The organism is Neorhizobium descurainiae (genome assembly GCF_051400715.1).
Classification (GTDB): Bacteria; Pseudomonadota; Alphaproteobacteria; order Rhizobiales; family Rhizobiaceae; genus Neorhizobium.
On the sequence record NZ_JBLFFK010000019.1, the window covers coordinates 67,914 to 85,184 of the forward strand.

Genomic DNA, 17,271 nt, shown 5'->3' on the forward strand with positions numbered 1-17,271 from the left:
CCCGATGTGTCTTGACATTGGCTGGCTGCGGCATACTTGATTCTCCTCCATTGAAACCGAGTTCGATCCGACCGCTATACTTCTCATCCGGATTATTTTTCCGGAAAGACCATATACTCTGGCGCGTTATCGAATTTCATATTCAGAGGCCGCGGGAATATACCTAACCTCGACCCAAGAATTCTTTGAACTATCGGCCGACCATGTGGGAGGGTCAACGAAACAGACGTTTCTTTCCCAATGTGAAAATCGACGCTCCTACGCGACGGAGGCGAAGACGACCCCTTGCGGCCATGGGCCGGATAACACCCGTCAGCAGCCGCTCAGATGCCTCCGAGGCGGGCATCGCCGCGAATGCACGGGAATATTCGTCTGCTTAAGACGGCTGGCCGCTGATGGTGGAGACATCCTCCACGTCGAGGTGGCGGAGGTGTGAAGACCGAAGAGGTTTCGCTGCCCCTCGGGCGAGGCTGGCAGAACCACGCTGCCGGTCATCATCGAAATAGGCCAGCGAAGCGCGACCGCGGGCACCGGGATGCGGATGACAGCCTTCTCGAATAAGATGAGATAGGCAATTCTCCCTGCGACACTATACAAAGCATCCGGCCGGCATCCGGCCGGAAAGCTCACGTGCGCAATCGACGACGGCCCGCGCGACATGGCTCCTGTAGGCGTCACTCGCCCGCTTTCTCGGGATCGTTGCGCCGACGGAGCAGACAACCGCGCCCGACATGTCACGGACGACGGCCCCGTAGCCCACCAGGTCGGGACGAAACTCGCCGTCGTCCATTGCAAAGCCGGAACGGCGCACCAGCCGCAGTTCTTCGATCAAGGCACCGAGCGACGTGATGGTTTTGTCGGTGAAGGCTGCGAGCCCATTGTCGGCAACGACCCGCGCAAGTTCCGCCTCCGGCAGCCAGGCGAGGATCGCCTTGCCGGGCGCTACCGCATGCACGGTGTGCAGCTTTGCATATTCCCGAAGATCGAGCTGCGGTGCGATATGCGAGGGAAGACGGAGGTGCGTCACGAGCGCCGATCCCCTCAGCACCGCCATCTGAACGGCTTCGCGCAGGTCGATATTGAGCTCCTGAAGTTTCGGCCGGACGAACTCGACAAGATTGTAATCTCGCACCGAACGTTGCGCGACCGCCTCGAGACGCGAACTCAGCGAATAACCGCCGCTGCGGCCCGCATAGACGACGTAACCCCTCTTCACCAGCGTCTTTACAAGATGATGGCACGTCGACAGATTTATGCCGACGAGCTTGGCGATCTCGTTGAGCATCAGGGGCGAGTTGCTCAAAGAGAGGGCTTCAAGGATCGACAGCGCCCGGTCGACGGATTGGATGCTCTTGCCGTTGTTCTTGTCGACGCTATTCGTCGCCATCGCATATTGGGTTTGACGAAACTCGCTGTTTCGCCAAGCACGCTGGTCTGCAGCCTCCATCTTACTCCTCCAGTTCCTCCACAATGGAGGCTAGGATCGACCTTGATAATCGTCAATCCGGCATACCGTCTATTTTCATAGGGTGAAATTCGCTGCAGAGAGCGAATTCCCAGACGTTCCAAACCTCATCAAGGGTTTGCGGCCAGCATGGCGTCAACTCACTGTCGAATTGCTGTGACCGATGAGCCTTCCGTTTTTCATTTTGTGAAATTCCGCTCTGGGTCGTTGACCTTCAGCGGCGCGCCTCATGTAATCCGCGGAACGGAAATATAGCGGAAAGCTGGCAGAACAGCGGCCGCTGCCGCTCCGGAAGCGAGCCGTGGAGGATGTCATGTCAGGAAAACTGAAGGTCATGAGTACGCTTGCCGTCGAATTGGCGCTCAAGCAGGCCATTCTTCCCGCCTGGGAGGAGGCAGGCAATTTGGTCGAGGTGGACTGGAATCCGACGGGCGTCCTGATAGAGCGCGTTCGCAATGGCGAGCGGGCCGACATCCTCATTGCGATCGATTCACCGATCATGAGCCTGGCTGGTGAAGGAATTTTGCTGCGCGATACAGTCCGGCCGATCGCACGCGCAAGTTTCGGGCTGGCTGCAAAGGCGGGCTCGTCGAGGCCTGACATCTCTACTCCCGAGCGCTTCAAGGCGGCTCTCCTGTCGGCTCGCTCCGTCGCCTATTCTCTGACAGGCGCAAGCGGCCTTCATTTTCAGGAAGTGCTCGACCAGCTTGGCATTGCTGAAGTGGTCAAGAAGCGCGCCGTCACCATAGATGCGGGCTTTACCGCGGAAAAGGTCGTCTCAGACGAGGCCGAGCTTGCCGTCCAGCAGATCAGCGAACTCATGTCGGTCGACGGAGTGGATGTCATCGGGCCGTTTCCTGCTCCCTTTCAGAAATCCACCAATTTTTCCGCGGCGGTTTTTTCCGGCGCAAAGAACCCGAAGCTGGCAGTTGCTTTCATCGACCACTTGACTGACGCGGCTGCGATGAAGGCCTATGAGCGCTCGGGTCTCAAGGCTCGCCTGCTTGCGGCAGCGTGAATTCGGAGCTTTTTCATGTCCAGGAACCCTCCCCGCATCGTTCTCTTCCATGCCACACCCGTCGCAATGGACCCGATCGGATCGGCCATGGCACGACTTTGGCCGGAAGCCGAAGCTGTGAACCTGCTCGACGACGGACTGACGATCGACCGCGCCAGGGAAGGTGCTGAAATGTCGGAGGAACTGATCGAACGTTTCGTCGATTTCGGGCGTTATGCCCGACGCATCGGCGCCGACGGCATTCTGATTACCTGTTCCGCATTCGGTCCGGCGATCGACCGCATGATCAAGGAGCTGCCGCTGCCGATCCTGCGGCCGAACGAGGCGATGTTCCGGGAGGCGATCACGGCGGGAGAGCGCATCGGCATGCTTGCGACCTTCGCACCGGCGGTGCCCACAATGGAGGACGAGTTCCGTCAGTTCACCGCCGAAGCCGATGCTGCCAGCGTACTGGAGACGATTGTCGTTCCGGACGCCATTGATCTCCTGCGCAAGGGGGATGCAGCTTCGCACAACAGGCTTGTCGCAGAAATGGCGCCCCGCTTTGCAAATCACGATGCTATCATGCTCGCTCACTTTTCCACGTCACGCGCGGCGGAAGAGGTGCGCCGCGTGGTCGGCAGGCCGGTCTTCACGGCTCCGGAGGCCGCTGTCCGCCGGATGAAATTCTTGGTGATGGAGTAGGCCATGCTGCTTGGCGTTATTGCAGACGACTTTACCGGGGCGAGCGACATCGCCAACACGCTGGCCAAGGGTCATGATGGGCAGGGTGGGCTTCTGACCTCGCAGTTCATGGGCGTGCCGAACCATGACGCGGCCCCGGAAATCGAGGCGGGGGTCGTGTCCCTCAAATCCAGGTCCATACCCGCAAGGGAAGCCGTCGGGCAATCGCTTGCGGCACTGTCCTGGCTCAAGGCACAGGGATGCCGTCAATTCGTGTTCAAATATTGCTCGACTTTCGATTCGACCCCGCAAGGCAATATCGGACCCGTGGGCGAAGCGCTTGCCAAAGCATTGGGTGTGAAGGGCGTCGTGGCATGCCCGGCCTTCCCTGCGATGGGGCGGACGATCTATCAGGGCCATCTGTTCGTGAACGACCGGCTGCTCAATGAATCCGGCATGCAGAACCACCCGCTGACGCCGATGACGGATGCGAATATCCGGCGCTGGCTCCGGCTCCAGACGACCGCGGAAGTCGGTCTGATTTCCACCGCCACCCTCAGCAAGGGAGCGAATGCCGTTCGCTCCGCCCTCCAGGCAAGCGCCGCCAGAGGCGAGACACTGGTCATCGTGGATGCGGTCGGGGACGAGGATCTGGTCACGATCGGCCGGGCCTGTGCAGATGCGCCGCTGCTTACCGGCGGATCGGGGATCGCTCTCGGGCTTCCTGCGAATTTCATCGAAAGAGGCCTTGCGTCCGGACGCAGCGAGGTGTTTCGGGGCAAACAGGGCCCAGAGGCAATTCTGGCAGGGAGCTGTTCAGGGGCCACTCGCGGGCAGATCGAGGTGCATGCCCGTCACCATCCGGTGCTGCAGATTTCGGTCCATGACGTGATCGAACACCGGACGACTTCGGACGATCTCGTCGCTTTCATCACGGCCAATCACGGCAAGGCGCCGCTGGTTTACTCCTCTGGGCCCCCGGAACAGGTGGCGGAAGCGCAGCAACGTTATGGACGCGAAGCCGTCTCCGAGAGACTCGACGAACTGTTTGCCCGGACGGCGCAGAGACTGGTTGACGGCGGCGTGCGCCGCCTCGTGGTCGCCGGGGGCGAGACGTCGGGAGCCGTCGCCCAGGCTCTCGACCTTGGCGATCTCATCATCGGCCCCGAAATCAGCGCCGGCGTTCCCGTGCTCGTAAGCCGGCGGCGGGATATCGCGCTCGCTTTGAAATCGGGTAATTTCGGCGGCCCCGCCTTCTTCGAGGACGCGCTTGCCGTATTGGCGGGAGGAACCGGCCGATGAACGACGAAACCGAAACGCGACAGAAACTCGTCCGCATGGGCGCATTGCTCTATGCCCGGCAGCTTGCTCATGGCAGTGCCGGCAATTTGTCCGTCCGGTTGGAGGACGGATCGATCCTGATCACGCCGACCAATTCCAGTCTCGGCTTCCTTGAAGCGGAGAGAATTTCGAAGTTGACGCCGGGTGGAGAGCTGATCAGCGGAGACCGTCCCTCCAAGGAGTATTTCTTCCATCTCGCCGTCTACGAAGAACGCCCCGCTGCGCGCGCGATCGTCCATCTTCATTCGACCTATTCGGTCGCCGTCTCCTGCCTCTGCCATGAACAGACGGAGGACGTTCTGCCGCCCCTGACCGCCTATCATGTGATGCGCGTGGGAAAGCTGCCACTTGTGCGCTACTTCCGCCCGGGTGATCGCGCCCTTGCGGAGGAAGTACGCAAGGTCTCTCGAAACAATCGTTCCATGCTGCTTGCCAATCACGGACCGATCGTCTCCGGCTCGTCCATCGAGGAAGCCGTCTATGCCTATGAGGAACTGGAGGAGACGGCGAAGCTCTATTTCCTTCTCGGCGACCGGAAGACGTCGCCGCTGCGCGCAGAGGAAATAGCCGAGATCAACCGCGCATTCCCTACCTGAAGAACAGTCTCGAACCAATCCAGCAATCGTCGCATGCACTTTGCGTGAGCGGCGCTTGCGACCATTCGGAGGAGTAATGTCATGGCACTCGCAACCCTGCGTCAGATCCTGGATCACGCGGCAGAAAATAATTACGGCATACCGGCCTTCAACGTCACCAATCTCGAAACGCTGCTCGCCGTTCTCAAGGCTGCGGAGCGGACCGATAGCCCGGTGATCGTCCAGGCGAGCCAAAGTGCGAGGAAATATGCCGACGACATGCTGCTGAGCGGCATGGTGAAGGCTGCTCAGCAGCGTTTTCCACAAATACCGATCTGCTTCCACCAGGACCACGGTTCCAGCCCCGAAGTTTGCGCCAGCGCGATCGAACTCGGGTTCACCAGCGTGATGATGGACGGATCGCTGGAAGCGGATGGAAAAACACCGGCAAGCTACCAATACAATGTGGATGTGACCGCGAGAACCGTCGCCTTCGCGCATGCCCGCGGGGTTTCCGTCGAAGGCGAGATCGGCGTGCTCGGTTCGTTGGAAACCGGCGGCGGCGAGCAGGAAGACGGTCATGGGGTCGTCGGAACCCTGGAGCGCGAGGCGCTTCTCACGGATCCGCAACAGGCGGCCGATTTCGTGGCAGCCACCAATGTCGATGCCCTCGCTGTCGCGATCGGCACATCCCACGGCGCCTACAAGTTCTCCCGCAGGCCGACCGGCGACATCCTTGCCATGGACGTCATCGCCGCCATTCACGCGCGGTTGCCCTATACGCATCTGGTGATGCATGGCGCCTCGACCGTGCCGGAGGAACTGCAGGGCCTTATCAATGCCAATGGCGGGCATATTCCACAGACCTACGGCGTGCCGCTCGAGGAAGTGGAAAACAGCATCCGCATGGGCGTGCGGAAGATCAATATCGACACGGATCTGCGGATGGCGCTGACAGGCTCGGCGCGCGAATATCTCCGGGCAAATCCGAGCTCGTTCGATATCCGCGGCATGCTGAAATCGGGCATGAGCCGGATGGAGGCGCTCTGCACCGAACGCTTCGAGCGCTTCGGGGCGGCCGGTCACGGATCGGGTATCAAGGTGAAGTCCTTGGAATCAATGTCAAAATTCTACGGCTGATCCATCCTCGCCGGCCATGGGCATTGCGGGCTTGCTCCCACACGGGATCTCAGATCCCGAACCCAGGCGGCAGAAAAGGGAAATGCCGCCGGCAGCAGCCGGCGGCAAGGAGCGACGACGAAGAGGACCCCGACCGCTCTCAGTTCGACTGCCAGCTCTTGACGAGCTCGTCGTAATTGATCGTGATCGGCTTTTCCTTCTCGTTCTCGATCTTCAACTGCGGTGCAAGGTTACCCTTGGCGACGGCATCCTTGTTCCAGTATTCGAGGTCATGCTCCTCGGCGAGCTTCGGGCCGATGTCACCCTGAACGCCGGCGCGTTCGAGGCGCTGAAGCACCTTTTCCTGCTCCTCGCAAAGGGAATCCATGGCCTCCTGCGGCGTCTTGGCGCCAGATGCCGCGTCACCGATCGCCTGCCACCAAAGCTGCGCCAGCTTCGGGTAGTCCGGGACGTTGGTGCCGGTCGGCGACCATTGGACCCGCGCCGGCGAGCGGTAGAACTCGATCAGACCGCCGAGCTTCGGCGCCCGGTCGGTGAAGCTCTGGTGACGGATCGTGCTTTCGCGGATGAGCGTAAGGCCGACATGGCTCTTCTTCACGTCGACCGTCTTGGAAGTGACGAACTGGGCGTAAAGCCAAGCTGCCTTGGCGCGATCGTCCGGAGTGGACTTCAGGATCGTCCAGGAGCCGACGTCCTGGTAGCCGAGTTTCATGCCCTCCTTCCAATAGACGCCGTGCGGCGAGGGAGCGAAGCGCCATTTCGGCGTGCCGTCCTCGTTCACGACCGGCAGCCCGTCCTTGACCATGTCCGCGGTAAAGGCCGTGTACATGAACATCTGCTGGGCAATCTCGCCTTGCGCCGGAACAGGCCCGGATTCGGAGAAGGTCATGCCCTGCGCGGCTGCCGGCGCGTAGGCCTTCATCCAGTCCAGATACTTCTGGATCGAGTAGACCGCCGCCGGCCCGTTGGTGTCGCCGCCGCGCGCGACGCAGGAGCCCACCGGACGGGAATTTTCATCAACCTTGATGCCCCACTCGTCGACGGGAAGGCCGTTCGGCAGCCCCTTGTCGCCATTGCCCGCCATGGAGAGCCAGGCGTCGGTGAACCGCCACCCCAGCGAGGGGTCCTTCTTGCCGTAGTCCATATGGCCATAGACCTTCTTGCCGCCCACGTCGCGGCCAGTGAAGAACTCGGCGATGTCTTCATAAGCGGACCAGTTGACGGGGACGCCGAGGTCGTAACCATATTTCGCCTTGAAGTCGGCCTTGTTCTTCTCGTCATTGAACCAGTCGTAGCGGAACCAATAGAGGTTCGCGAATTGCTGGTCGGGCAGTTGATAGAGATCGCCGTCCGGCGCAGTCGTGAACTTCAGGCCGATAAAGTCCTGAAGATCGAGGCCCGGATTGGTGACATCCTTGCCTTCGTTCGCCATCCAGTCGGTCAGCGAACGAGCCTGCTGGTAACGCCAATGGGTGCCGATCAGGTCGCTGTCGTTGACATAGGCGTCATAGACGTTCTCGCCCGATTGCATTTGCGTCTGCAGCTTCTCGACCACGTCGCCTTCGCCGATCAGGTCGTGAGTGATCTTGATGCCGGTGATCGCAGTGAACGCCGGGGCAAGCACCTTCGACTCGTATTCATGGGTGGTGATGGTTTCCGAGACGACCTTGATATCGAGACCCGCGAAGGGCTTGGCCGCATCGATGAACCATTGCATTTCCTTTTCCTGGTCGGCTCGGCTCAACGTCGACATGTCGCCGATCTCCGCATCCAGGAACCGGTTTGCCTCCTCCATCCCGGCAAAGGCGATGCCTGTCATAGCCAGCAGCATGGCTGCCGTCGTTGTCATTAGATGCCGTCGCATATCATCCTCCCAAGGTTGCGATTGCATTCACAGAATAGCGCCGCTCCTTAGCGCGGCATGTTCACCTGCCTCAGACCGTCCTGAACACGATGACCGCGTAGAGGATGCTGAGGGCAAGGGCCCACCACAGGTTCGGCCCGACAAGGCCCAACCATGCGAGATGAATGAATGCCGCGCCGAGCAGCGAGATGAAGAGCCGGTCGCCGCGGGTGGTCTTAAAGCGCAGCAGGCCGACACGCGGGCCGCCGCCCGGCGCGAAATACTCCCATATGCTCATGCCGATGAGCAGCAGAAGGATCGTCAAGAAGAACAGTGCCGTTGGAAGCGTCCAGGCCATCCAGGAAAAGTTCATGTCCGTCTCCTCCTCAGACGCGGCCCAGGGCAAAGCCCTTGGCGATATAATTGCGGACAAAATAGATGACGAGCGCGCCGGGCACGATGGTGAGCACCCCGGCCGCCGCCAGAACGCCCCAGTCCATGCCGGCCGCCGAGACCGTGCGCGTCATGATGGCGGAAATCGGCTTTGCGGCCGTCGTCGTCAGCGTGCGCGCCAGAAGCAGCTCCACCCAGGAAACATGAAGCAGAAGAAGGCGGCGACGCCGATGCCGGAGGCGATCAGCGGCATGAAGATCTTGACGAAGAAACGCGGGAAGGAATAGCCGTCGATATAGGCGGTCTCGTCGATCTCCTTCGGCACGCCGGACATGAAGCCCTCAAGGATCCAGACGGCGAGCGGAACGTTGAACAGGCAGTGGGCCAGCGCCACCGCGATATGGGTGTCGATCAGTCCGAAGGCGGAATAAAGCTGAAAGAAGGGCAGCGCGAAGACGGCCGGCGGCGCCATGCGGTTGGTCAACAGCCAGAAGAACAGGTGCTTGTCGCCAAGGAACCGGTAGCGCGAAAAGGCATAAGCCGCCGGCAGCGCCGCCGCCACCGAGATCACCGTGTTCATCACCACATAGATGATCGAGTTGATATAGCCGGAATACCAGGACGGATCGTTGAAGATCACGCCGTAGTTCCTGAGCGTCGGGTTCTGCGGCCAGAGGGAGAAGGTGCCGGTGATCTCGGCATTCTCCTTGAAGCTCATGTTGACGAGCCAATAGATCGGCAACAGCAGGAAGATGATGTAGATCGTCGAGACGAGCCAGGAAAAGCGTCCGGCCGACTTGAATTTCTTAAGTTCCGCCACGGCGTCTCCTCCTCAGTTTTCTGCATCTGTGCTCGTCATCACGGTGTAGAAAACCCATGAGAGAAGCAGGATGATCAGGAAGTAGACGATCGACATGGCGGCTGCCGGCCCGAGGTCGAACTGACCGACGGCCATCTTGACGAGGTCGATCGACAGGAAAGTGGTCGAATTGCCCGGCCCGCCGCCCGTCACCACGAACGGCTCGGTGTAGATCATGAAACTGTCCATGAAGCGCAGGAGCACGGCAATCAGAAGCACGCGCTTCATCTTCGGCAGCTGGATATAGCGGAAGACCGAAAACCGCGAGGCGCCGTCGATCTTCGCAGCCTGGTAATAGGCGTCGGGGATGGAGACGAGCCCCGCATAGCAGAGCAGCACGACAAGGCTGGTCCAGTGCCATACATCCATGACGATCACGGTGATCCAGGCATCGATCGGATCACGGACATAGTTGTAATCGATGCCCAGGATCGCCAGCGTCCGGCCGAGAAGGCCGATGTCGACGCGGCCGAAGACCTGCCAGATGGTGCCGACGACGTTCCAGGGAATGAGCAGCGGCAGAGCCATCAATACGAGGCAGACCGAAACGCCGATGCCCTTCCTCGGCATGTTAAGCGCGATGAAAATGCCGAGCGGGATTTCCAGCGCCAGGATGATGAGGGAAAACAGCAGATTGCGTTGCAACGCCTCCCAAAAGCGGTTGGAATGGAGGATGTCGTCGAACCAGTCGGTGCCGGCCCAGAAGAACTGGTTATTGCCGAACGTGTCCTGCACCGAATAATTCACCACCGTCATGAGTGGGACGACTGCCGAAAAGGCAACGAGGAGCAGGACGGGCAGGACGAGGAACCAGGCCTTGTTGTTCCAGGTTTTTTCCATCGTTCAGGCTCCCTCTTCAACACGCCAGGAATTGGCATAGACGTTGATGCGGGCCGGATCGAAGACAATGCGCGGTTCGGCCGGAATCTCCGTGTCCTCGGAAGTGACGATCGAAATGGGTTGGCCCTCGAAATCGGCGCGCACGATCTTGCGGCGGCCGATATCCTCGATCCGGTTGATCCTGACCTTAAGCCCTTCGCGGGCGAAACGGATGAATTCCGGGCGGATGCCAAGCTCGATCCGTTCATCGCTACCGACCTTCGGCGCCTTGGCAAGCGCGACGCTTTCGCCGCCGATCGAGGCTCGGTTGCCGCTCACCCGTGCGGGCATGACATTCATGCCGGGGGAACCGATGAAATAGCCGACGAAGGTGTGCCGCGGCTTTTCGAACAATTCCGCCGGCGTGCCGATCTGGACGATCTGGCCCTCATACATGACGACCACCTTGTCGGCGAAAGTCAGCGCCTCCGTCTGGTCGTGGGTGACGTAGACCATGGTGAAGCCGAACTGCTTGTGCAGCCGCTTCAGCTGCGATCGCAACACCCATTTCATATGCGGGTCGATGACGGTCAGCGGCTCGTCGAACAGGATGGCATTGACGTCATTGCGCACCAGGCCGCGGCCGAGCGAGATCTTCTGCTTCTGGTCGGCCGTCAGGCGCTGCGCCTTGCGCTTCGCCCAGCCGGAAAGATCGATGATCTCCAGCATCTCCCGGACGCGCCGATCCACTTCGGCTTCGGGAACGTGTCGGTTTCTGAGCGGAAAGGCGAGATTATCGTAAACGGTCATCGTGTCGTAGATGACCGGGAACTGGAAAACCTGCGCGATATTGCGGGCCTGGGTGGAAAGCTCGGTGACATCCCGGCCGTCGAACAGAATGCGGCCGTGCGAGGGCTGTAACAGACCCGAGATGATGTTCAAAAGCGTGGTCTTGCCGCAGCCGGAAGGGCCAAGCAGCGCATATGCGCCGCCGTCGTTCCATTCATGATCGACTTCGCGCAGCGCGTAGTCGCTTTCGGAAACCGGATTGGCGCCATAGGCGTGGCGGATATGGTCGAGAGTGATGCGCGCCATGCTTTCTCCTCCCTCAGGCCGCCGCGGCGGCAATCGCCCGACCGTCACTGCCGAAGGCCATCAGATGCCGCGTGTCGAGAAAGACGTCGATGCCGGTATCCGGATCGATATCGTGAATGCCGGAGGCCAGCATGACCCATTTGACGCCGTCATATTCGAGATGCACGAAGCTTTCCGACCCGGTGATCTCGGAAATCTGTACCCTTGCACTGAGCCTGGCGGCATCCGGCGTCTGTTGCGAAAAGCCGAGATGATGCGGGTGGAAGGCGACCGTGACCGGCCCGTTCTCGATTGCGCGCAGATGGGGCGGCACGGGCAGGCCTCCCGTATCGCGATGCTGGAACGCGTCGCCCGACTTGACCACCTCGATGAAATTCAAGGGCGGATCGGCGAAGGTCCTTGCGGTGACAAGATCTGCCGGTCTGCGATAGACGGAAACGGTCGGACCGAACTGCGTGATGCGCCCTTCCGACAGCGTCGCCGTGTTGCCGCCGAGCAGAAGCGCCTCCGACGGTTCGGTCGTCGCATAAACGAAGATCGCACCGGATTGGGCAAAAATCTTCGGCAATTCCTCACGCAGTTCCTCGCGCAGCTTGTAGTCGAGATTGGCGAGCGGCTCGTCCATCAAGACGAGGCTGGCATTCTTGACGAGCGCGCGGGCAAGTGCTGTGCGCTGCTGCTGGCCGCCGGACAGGTTTAGCGGCGTGCGATCGAGATATGGCGTCAGTCTGAGAAGCTCGGCCGCCTTTCGCACCTCCCGATCGACGGTTGCGGCATCCTTGCCGGAAATCCGCAACGGCGAGGCGATATTTTCATAAACGGTGAGCGAGGGATAATTGATGAACTGTTGGTAGACCATCGCGACATTGCGTTTCTGCACGGCAAGACCGGTGACGTCCTGTCCGTCGAAATGGACCGAACCGCTGGTCGGGCGATCGAGACCGGCCATCAGCCGCATCAGCGAGGTCTTGCCCGCAAGCGTCGGCCCCAACAGGACGTTCAGCGAGCCCCGGGCGAGCGTAAGGTCGGTCGGGTGAATGTGATATTCACCCGCCACCATCTTCGCGGCTTTGCGCAATTCCAGCATTCCGTTCCCCTGCCTCCTCACAGCGGGAACACATGCCGTTCAACCGGCCATCATGCGAGCCGGTATGGCGGCCATGTACTCCTTCAAAAACCCTCTTTCCTCTTCATTCAGGCGAAGACCGTCCTTCGTCCTCCTCCAAAGGACGTCGTCGGCGCTCATCGCCCATTCGTGATTGATGAGGTAGCGAACCTCGGCCTCGTAAAGATCGCCGCCGAAACGGATGCCAAGATCCTCTGTTTTGACGGCATTGCCAAGGATCATCTTCGAGCGGGTTCCGTAGCGGCGCACCAGCCGGCGAGCATGGCGGTCCTCGAGAAACGGATAGCCAGCCTTTAGCTTGCTGACCTCCGTCTCGTAACCCTGAGGCGGAAAATCACCGCCCGGCAGGTGGCTGGCGCCGGTCCAGGGCTTGCCCTTTTCGCCGATCGCCGCGCCGATCTTCTCAAGAGCGTGCTCCGCAAGGCGCCGATAGGTGGTGAGCTTGCCGCCGAAGACGTTGAGCAGCGGCGCGCCGTTGTCCTGATCGAGCTTCAGCACATAGTCGCGGGTCGCTTCCTGCGCCTTGGAGGCGCCGTCGTCGAAGAGCGGACGGATCGCCGAATAGGTCCAGACGATATCCTCCCGCCGCACCGGTTCCTTGAAATATTCGCTCGCGGCATTGCAGAGGTAGATGGTCTCTTCCTCGGAAATGTGAACATCCTTGGGATCGGCCTCGAAGTCGCGATCCGTCGTGCCGATCAGCGTGAAGTCCTCTTCATAAGGGATCGCAAAGATGATGCGGTTATCGGGGTTCTGGAAAAAATAGGCGCGCGGGCCTTCGAATTTCTTCCGCACGACGATATGGCTGCCCTGCACCAGCCGCACATGGCGTGCCTCGTTCTGGCCGAAGGCGGAGCGAATGACCTGATCGACCCACGGACCGGCGGCGTTCACCAGCATGCGGGCGAGATGCGTCCCGCTTTCGCCGGTGATCCCGTTCTTCGTCTCGATCATCCAGAGCCCGTTGTCGAGCCGGGCTGAAACAACCTCGGTGCGCGGCATGACGAGGGCGCCGCGATCGGCTGCATCGCGGGCGTTCAGCACGACCATGCGCGCGTCGTCCACCCAGCCGTCGGAATATTCGAAAGCCTTGACGAAGAGCAATTTCAGCGGCTTTCCGGCCGGGTCGGAACGCAGGTCAAGCACCGCAGTCGGCGGCAGAAGCCTACGCCCGCCGAGATGATCATAAAGAAAGAGGCCGAGCCGGATCATCCAGGCCGGCCGGATGCCGCCCTTGTGATAGGGCAGCACGAAACGCAGCGGCCAGATGATGTGCGGCGCCATGGTCCAGAGAACCTCACGCTCCATCAAGGACTCGCGGACGAGGCGGAACTCGTAATGCTCCAGATAGCGCAGACCGCCATGGATGAGCTTGGTGGCGCCCGAAGAGGTGCCGGAGGCAAAATCGTTCATTTCGGCAAGCGCGACAGAATAGCCCCGCCCGGCGGCGTCGCGCGCTATGCCGCAGCCGTTGATGCCGCCGCCGATGACAAATATATCGTGAACCTCACGGCCCAAGGCCCCCTCCGAACCATGCGACTCGTTCGCAAGGCATAAAAATCTCGTCATTCCGAAAGAATTTCAAGGTAAAGCGAACCACATACGAATGTCAAACGAATGTTTTGCAAGCCATCATTCAGCGGGAGCAGCGTTCGTCTCGATCAGCTTCACATTGTTCTCCAGGCAGAGGTTACGTATCGAAGGCAGCGGACAATGATCGGTAATGAAGGTATGGACTTGCGACAGCTGGCCGATCCTGACCGGCGCGGTGCGTTCGAACTTCGTTGAATCGGCAACGAGAATGACATGCCGGGCGTTGGCGATGATCGCCTGGGCAACCTTCACCTCACGAAAATCATAATCAAGAAGGGCGCCATCCATGTCGATCGCCGAAGCGCCGATGACCGCGTAGTCCACCTTGAACTGGCGGATGAAATCCACCGCCGCCTCGCCGACGATCCCGCCGTCCGAACCGCGCACGACCCCGCCGGCGATCACCACTTCGATCGATGGAAATACACGTAACCTGTTGGCTACATTAATGTTGTTTGTAATCACCATGAACTCGTGGTGATTAGCCAACGCGTCGCCCACCGCCTCCGTCGTCGTCCCGATATTGATGAAGAGCGACGCGCCACTCGGGATCAGCTTGGCCGCGGCAATGCCGATCGCCTGTTTCTCGGAAGCTGCGATCTGTCGCCTTGCCTCGTATTTGACATTCTCTGTGCCGCTGGGGACGGTCGCGCCGCCATGGATGCGCATCAGCACCTGCGCATCGCAGAGATCGTTCAGATCCTTGCGGATCGTCTGGCGCGTCACCGAAAAGCGCGACGCGAGCTCCTCGACCAGAACCCTGCCGTTTGATTTCGCAATCGCGACGATTTCGGCTTGCCGGTCGGATAAGAACATGAGCGCGCACCTTTCCATCTGCTTTCGTTTTTAAAGAAAGCGAACTCAAGCGCAACGTCTATTCTCCACCGGATTGGATTTTACGCGTCATGATCCATGAAGAAGGAATGGACCTCCGTGCCAATCCGAGCATTTCACCCGAGCAGCACCCGATATTCCTCGACGCCTTTGACCGGCACTCTCCGGCAAAACGTCATTCCGGCATATGGTTCCGCCAGACGCGCTTCAGGCGTCATTCCCTGTTGCGCCGAGGTCGCAAAAAGCATGTCGAGATCGGCTCCACCGAACGCCGGACAGGATATGCGAGCCGCATCGAAACGCTGAACGGCGATCTCTCCGCCATCCGGCGCATAGCAGGCGACCCGGCTGGCTCCCCATTGGGCATTCCAGAAATTCCCCTCGCAATCCGTGACAGCGCCATCCGGCGAAACGCCCTCGGCAGCAAGATCGAGGAACAGTTCGGGTGCTTCCGCCGGCCAGCCGTCCTGGTCGAGCCGAACCGACCAGACGCGTCTCAGCCGCGTATCGGCGAAGTATCCAAGCGACCGCCCGGCGTTGAAACAGATCGCATTGGGAATGCTGATCCCGGGATACAGCTTGCGCATCTCGCCGCGATAGTAGCGCCAGATGGCCCCGGCTTCATGTTCGGACCGCTTGCCCATCGTGCCGATCCAGAATCCGCCCCAGGGGTCCGCCCGACCGTCATTGGAACGCAGATGCGGCTGCGACGGAAATTCCGCCACCATTTCCCGGCTCCCGGAATCGAGATCCATGCTCCATAAGCCCGTTTCGGAAGCCACCAGCAATTCGGTCTTCGAAACCCATCCTGCCGCGGAGACGCATTCATCGAACTGCCATCGAAATTCCTCGCCTCGTTCGAGGCTCAGAAGGGCCTTGCCGGTGATATCGAACCAGAAGAATTGCCGCCGTTCAGGATGCCAGAACGCTCCCTCCCCAAGCTCGCAACGGCGAGTGTCGAATATGTCGATCATGATCTGGTTCTTCGTCGTCGCCTGAAATTCATCATACCAATACTGGAAATATCAGTTGACTTGACGGAATACAGCAGACAGGTCAAAACGTCCAGCACCTGTTCGTTGATTGGTCCCCCGTTGCCTCGCGCCCCGCTCATCCTCTCAGTCGCGCTGTTCATGGAGAGCATGGACGCGACGGTTATCTCCACGTCGCTGCCTGCAATCGCGGCAGACATCGGTACGACATCGGTGGCGCTGAAGCTCGCCTTTACCGCCTACTATGTCGCCATGGGGATTTTCGTGCCCCTGAGCGCCTGGCTTGCCGACAAATACGGATGCCGCAACGTGCTGCGGTTTTCCATGGCGCTCTTCATCCTCGGCTCGCTTGGATGCGCCGCCTCGCAATCCCTTGCGCATTTCGTCTGCGCGCGGTTCATCGAGGGCGCAGGCGCAGCCTTCATGGCGCCCGTCGCCAGGCTTGCACTTTTCCGGATCACGCCAAGGGAGGAACTGGTCAGCGCAACCTCGTGGCTGACGATCCCGCCCACAGTCGCCCCGATGCTCGGGCCGCCGCTCGGCGGCTTCCTCACCACCTTCGTCGCCTGGCAGTGGATCTTCGTCGTCAACCTTCCGATCGCCATTGCGGGCATCGTTCTGATCACCCGTTTCATGCCGGATCCGATCCGGCTACCGGCCGGCCGGCTGGACCTCATCGGTCTTCTCCTCGTGGCCGTCAGCCTTTCAGGCATCGTGTTCGGAACTTCCCTGATCAGCATGCCGGTACTGCCGGCATGGTTCGGGCTGGCGGGAATCTTGCTCGGAGTTGCCGCCGGAATTGCCTATCTTGTGCATGCCCGGCGTTCTGCCGATCCGGTGCTCGACCTGCGCGTCTTTAGCGAGCCTACCTTCAGGGCGACCACCATCGGGACCACTTTGATGCTGATGGGCTGCGCGGCGCTTCCCTTCCTGACGGCGCTGATGTTGCAACTGGGCTTCGGAATGGACGCTTTCCAGGCAGGCCTTCTTGTTTTCTCCGGAGCGATCGGTGCCCTTGCCGCCAAGTTCGTCGTGGCTCCGTTATTCAAACGCCTGGGATTCCGCCGGGCAATGATCTATTCGGCTCTGCTCGCCGGCCTTGGCATCGGCGTCAAGGCGACACTCCTGCCCGGCACACCGGCGATGCTTATCGTCCTCCTGCTATTCATTAACGGCCTCGTCCGGTCGATCTATTTTACCGGTCACGCGGTTCTCACCGTAGCCGATACGACGCCGGAGCAGGCAGGCCATGCCACCGCGATCGCGGCCGTCTCGCGGCCCGTCGCATCGGCGCTCTCCTTTGCCACAGCGGGCGGACTGCTGGGATTTCTATCCACCGGCGGCACCAACACGATCGGCGATTTCCACTTGGCCATCGGCATTGGAGCAGCCTTGTGCGGCAGCGCCGCTCTCGCTTTCCTGTCCTACCGTCCTGGCCACGACCACCGATGACAATTGCCGAACGAGTACCGGCCGGCCAATTCCTCCATTGAAAGAGGGCATTATTTGTCATAC

At 60.4% G+C, this 17,271-nt stretch carries 15 protein-coding genes and 1 pseudogene; 6 read left to right on the forward strand and 10 right to left on the reverse strand.

The annotated features are described in order from the left end of the window. Nucleotides 1-589: 589 nt before the first annotated feature. Complete coding sequence (locus tag ACMGE0_RS25585; RefSeq protein ID WP_436818712.1) at nucleotides 590-1,447, reverse strand: IclR family transcriptional regulator; 858 nt, start codon at nucleotides 1,445-1,447, stop codon at nucleotides 590-592. Between the two features lie 331 nt (nucleotides 1,448-1,778). Here ACMGE0_RS25585 and ACMGE0_RS25590 point away from each other — a divergent pair, with 331 nt between their 5' ends. From ACMGE0_RS25590 to fba, 5 genes are all read left to right on the forward strand, one after another. Beyond that, nucleotides 1,779-2,483 carry a molybdate ABC transporter substrate-binding protein gene (locus tag ACMGE0_RS25590; RefSeq protein ID WP_436818713.1) on the forward strand — a complete coding sequence of 235 codons (705 nt, stop codon included), beginning with the start codon at nucleotides 1,779-1,781 and terminating at the stop codon, nucleotides 2,481-2,483. A gap of 15 nt (nucleotides 2,484-2,498) precedes the next feature. Continuing rightward, nucleotides 2,499-3,167, forward strand: coding sequence for an aspartate/glutamate racemase family protein (locus tag ACMGE0_RS25595; protein ID WP_436818714.1), 669 nt, complete (start codon nucleotides 2,499-2,501; stop codon nucleotides 3,165-3,167). Nucleotides 3,168-3,170: 3 nt separating this feature from the next. After that, complete coding sequence (otnK, locus tag ACMGE0_RS25600) at nucleotides 3,171-4,448, forward strand: 3-oxo-tetronate kinase (protein WP_436818715.1); 1,278 nt, start codon at nucleotides 3,171-3,173, stop codon at nucleotides 4,446-4,448. Next, a complete protein-coding gene (otnC, locus tag ACMGE0_RS25605) occupies nucleotides 4,445-5,083 on the forward strand; it encodes a 3-oxo-tetronate 4-phosphate decarboxylase (RefSeq protein ID WP_436818716.1) in 639 nt (212 codons plus the stop codon). The genes otnK and otnC overlap by 4 nt, the downstream gene beginning before the upstream one ends. Before the next feature lie 81 nt (nucleotides 5,084-5,164). Then, nucleotides 5,165-6,202 (forward strand): class II fructose-bisphosphate aldolase, encoded by a 1,038-nt coding sequence (gene fba, locus ACMGE0_RS25610; RefSeq protein ID WP_436818717.1) that lies wholly within the window; start codon nucleotides 5,165-5,167, stop codon nucleotides 6,200-6,202. 139 nt (nucleotides 6,203-6,341) lie between these two features. Here the strand turns inward: fba and ACMGE0_RS25615 are convergent, their stop codons facing one another. The 9 genes and pseudogenes from ACMGE0_RS25615 to ACMGE0_RS25655 all read right to left on the reverse strand — a co-directional run bounded on the left by ACMGE0_RS25615 (nucleotide 6,342) and on the right by ACMGE0_RS25655 (nucleotide 15,738). Beyond that, nucleotides 6,342-8,066 carry an ABC transporter substrate-binding protein gene (locus ACMGE0_RS25615; RefSeq protein WP_436818718.1) on the reverse strand — a complete coding sequence of 575 codons (1,725 nt, stop codon included), beginning with the start codon at nucleotides 8,064-8,066 and terminating at the stop codon, nucleotides 6,342-6,344. A gap of 70 nt (nucleotides 8,067-8,136) precedes the next feature. After that, nucleotides 8,137-8,418 carry a DUF2160 domain-containing protein gene (locus tag ACMGE0_RS25620; protein WP_436818719.1) on the reverse strand — a complete coding sequence of 94 codons (282 nt, stop codon included), beginning with the start codon at nucleotides 8,416-8,418 and terminating at the stop codon, nucleotides 8,137-8,139. 13 nt (nucleotides 8,419-8,431) lie between these two features. After that, nucleotides 8,432-9,258 (reverse strand): annotated as a pseudogene (locus ACMGE0_RS25625) (carbohydrate ABC transporter permease). Nucleotides 9,259-9,270: 12 nt separating this feature from the next. Continuing rightward, on the reverse strand, nucleotides 9,271-10,137 hold the full coding sequence (locus ACMGE0_RS25630; RefSeq protein ID WP_436818720.1) for a carbohydrate ABC transporter permease: 867 nt from the start codon (nucleotides 10,135-10,137) through the stop codon (nucleotides 9,271-9,273). A 3-nt stretch (nucleotides 10,138-10,140) separates the two neighbouring features. Continuing rightward, complete coding sequence (locus ACMGE0_RS25635) at nucleotides 10,141-11,211, reverse strand: ABC transporter ATP-binding protein (protein WP_436818721.1); 1,071 nt, start codon at nucleotides 11,209-11,211, stop codon at nucleotides 10,141-10,143. A 13-nt stretch (nucleotides 11,212-11,224) separates the two neighbouring features. Next, nucleotides 11,225-12,298, reverse strand: coding sequence for an ABC transporter ATP-binding protein (locus ACMGE0_RS25640; RefSeq protein WP_436818722.1), 1,074 nt, complete (start codon nucleotides 12,296-12,298; stop codon nucleotides 11,225-11,227). A 39-nt stretch (nucleotides 12,299-12,337) separates the two neighbouring features. Continuing rightward, a complete protein-coding gene (gene glpD, locus ACMGE0_RS25645; RefSeq protein WP_436818723.1) occupies nucleotides 12,338-13,855 on the reverse strand; it encodes a glycerol-3-phosphate dehydrogenase in 1,518 nt (505 codons plus the stop codon). Nucleotides 13,856-13,969: 114 nt separating this feature from the next. Then, nucleotides 13,970-14,746, reverse strand: a complete 777-nt coding sequence (locus tag ACMGE0_RS25650) for a DeoR/GlpR family DNA-binding transcription regulator (protein ID WP_436818724.1) — start codon at nucleotides 14,744-14,746, stop codon at nucleotides 13,970-13,972. A 134-nt stretch (nucleotides 14,747-14,880) separates the two neighbouring features. Continuing rightward, nucleotides 14,881-15,738 (reverse strand): SMP-30/gluconolactonase/LRE family protein, encoded by an 858-nt coding sequence (locus ACMGE0_RS25655; protein ID WP_436818725.1) that lies wholly within the window; start codon nucleotides 15,736-15,738, stop codon nucleotides 14,881-14,883. Here ACMGE0_RS25655 and ACMGE0_RS25660 point away from each other — a divergent pair. Next, nucleotides 15,682-17,208, forward strand: a complete 1,527-nt coding sequence (locus ACMGE0_RS25660; protein WP_436818726.1) for an MFS transporter — start codon at nucleotides 15,682-15,684, stop codon at nucleotides 17,206-17,208. The two genes, ACMGE0_RS25655 and ACMGE0_RS25660, sit on opposite strands and share 57 nt — an antisense overlap. Nucleotides 17,209-17,271 lie beyond the last annotated feature (63 nt).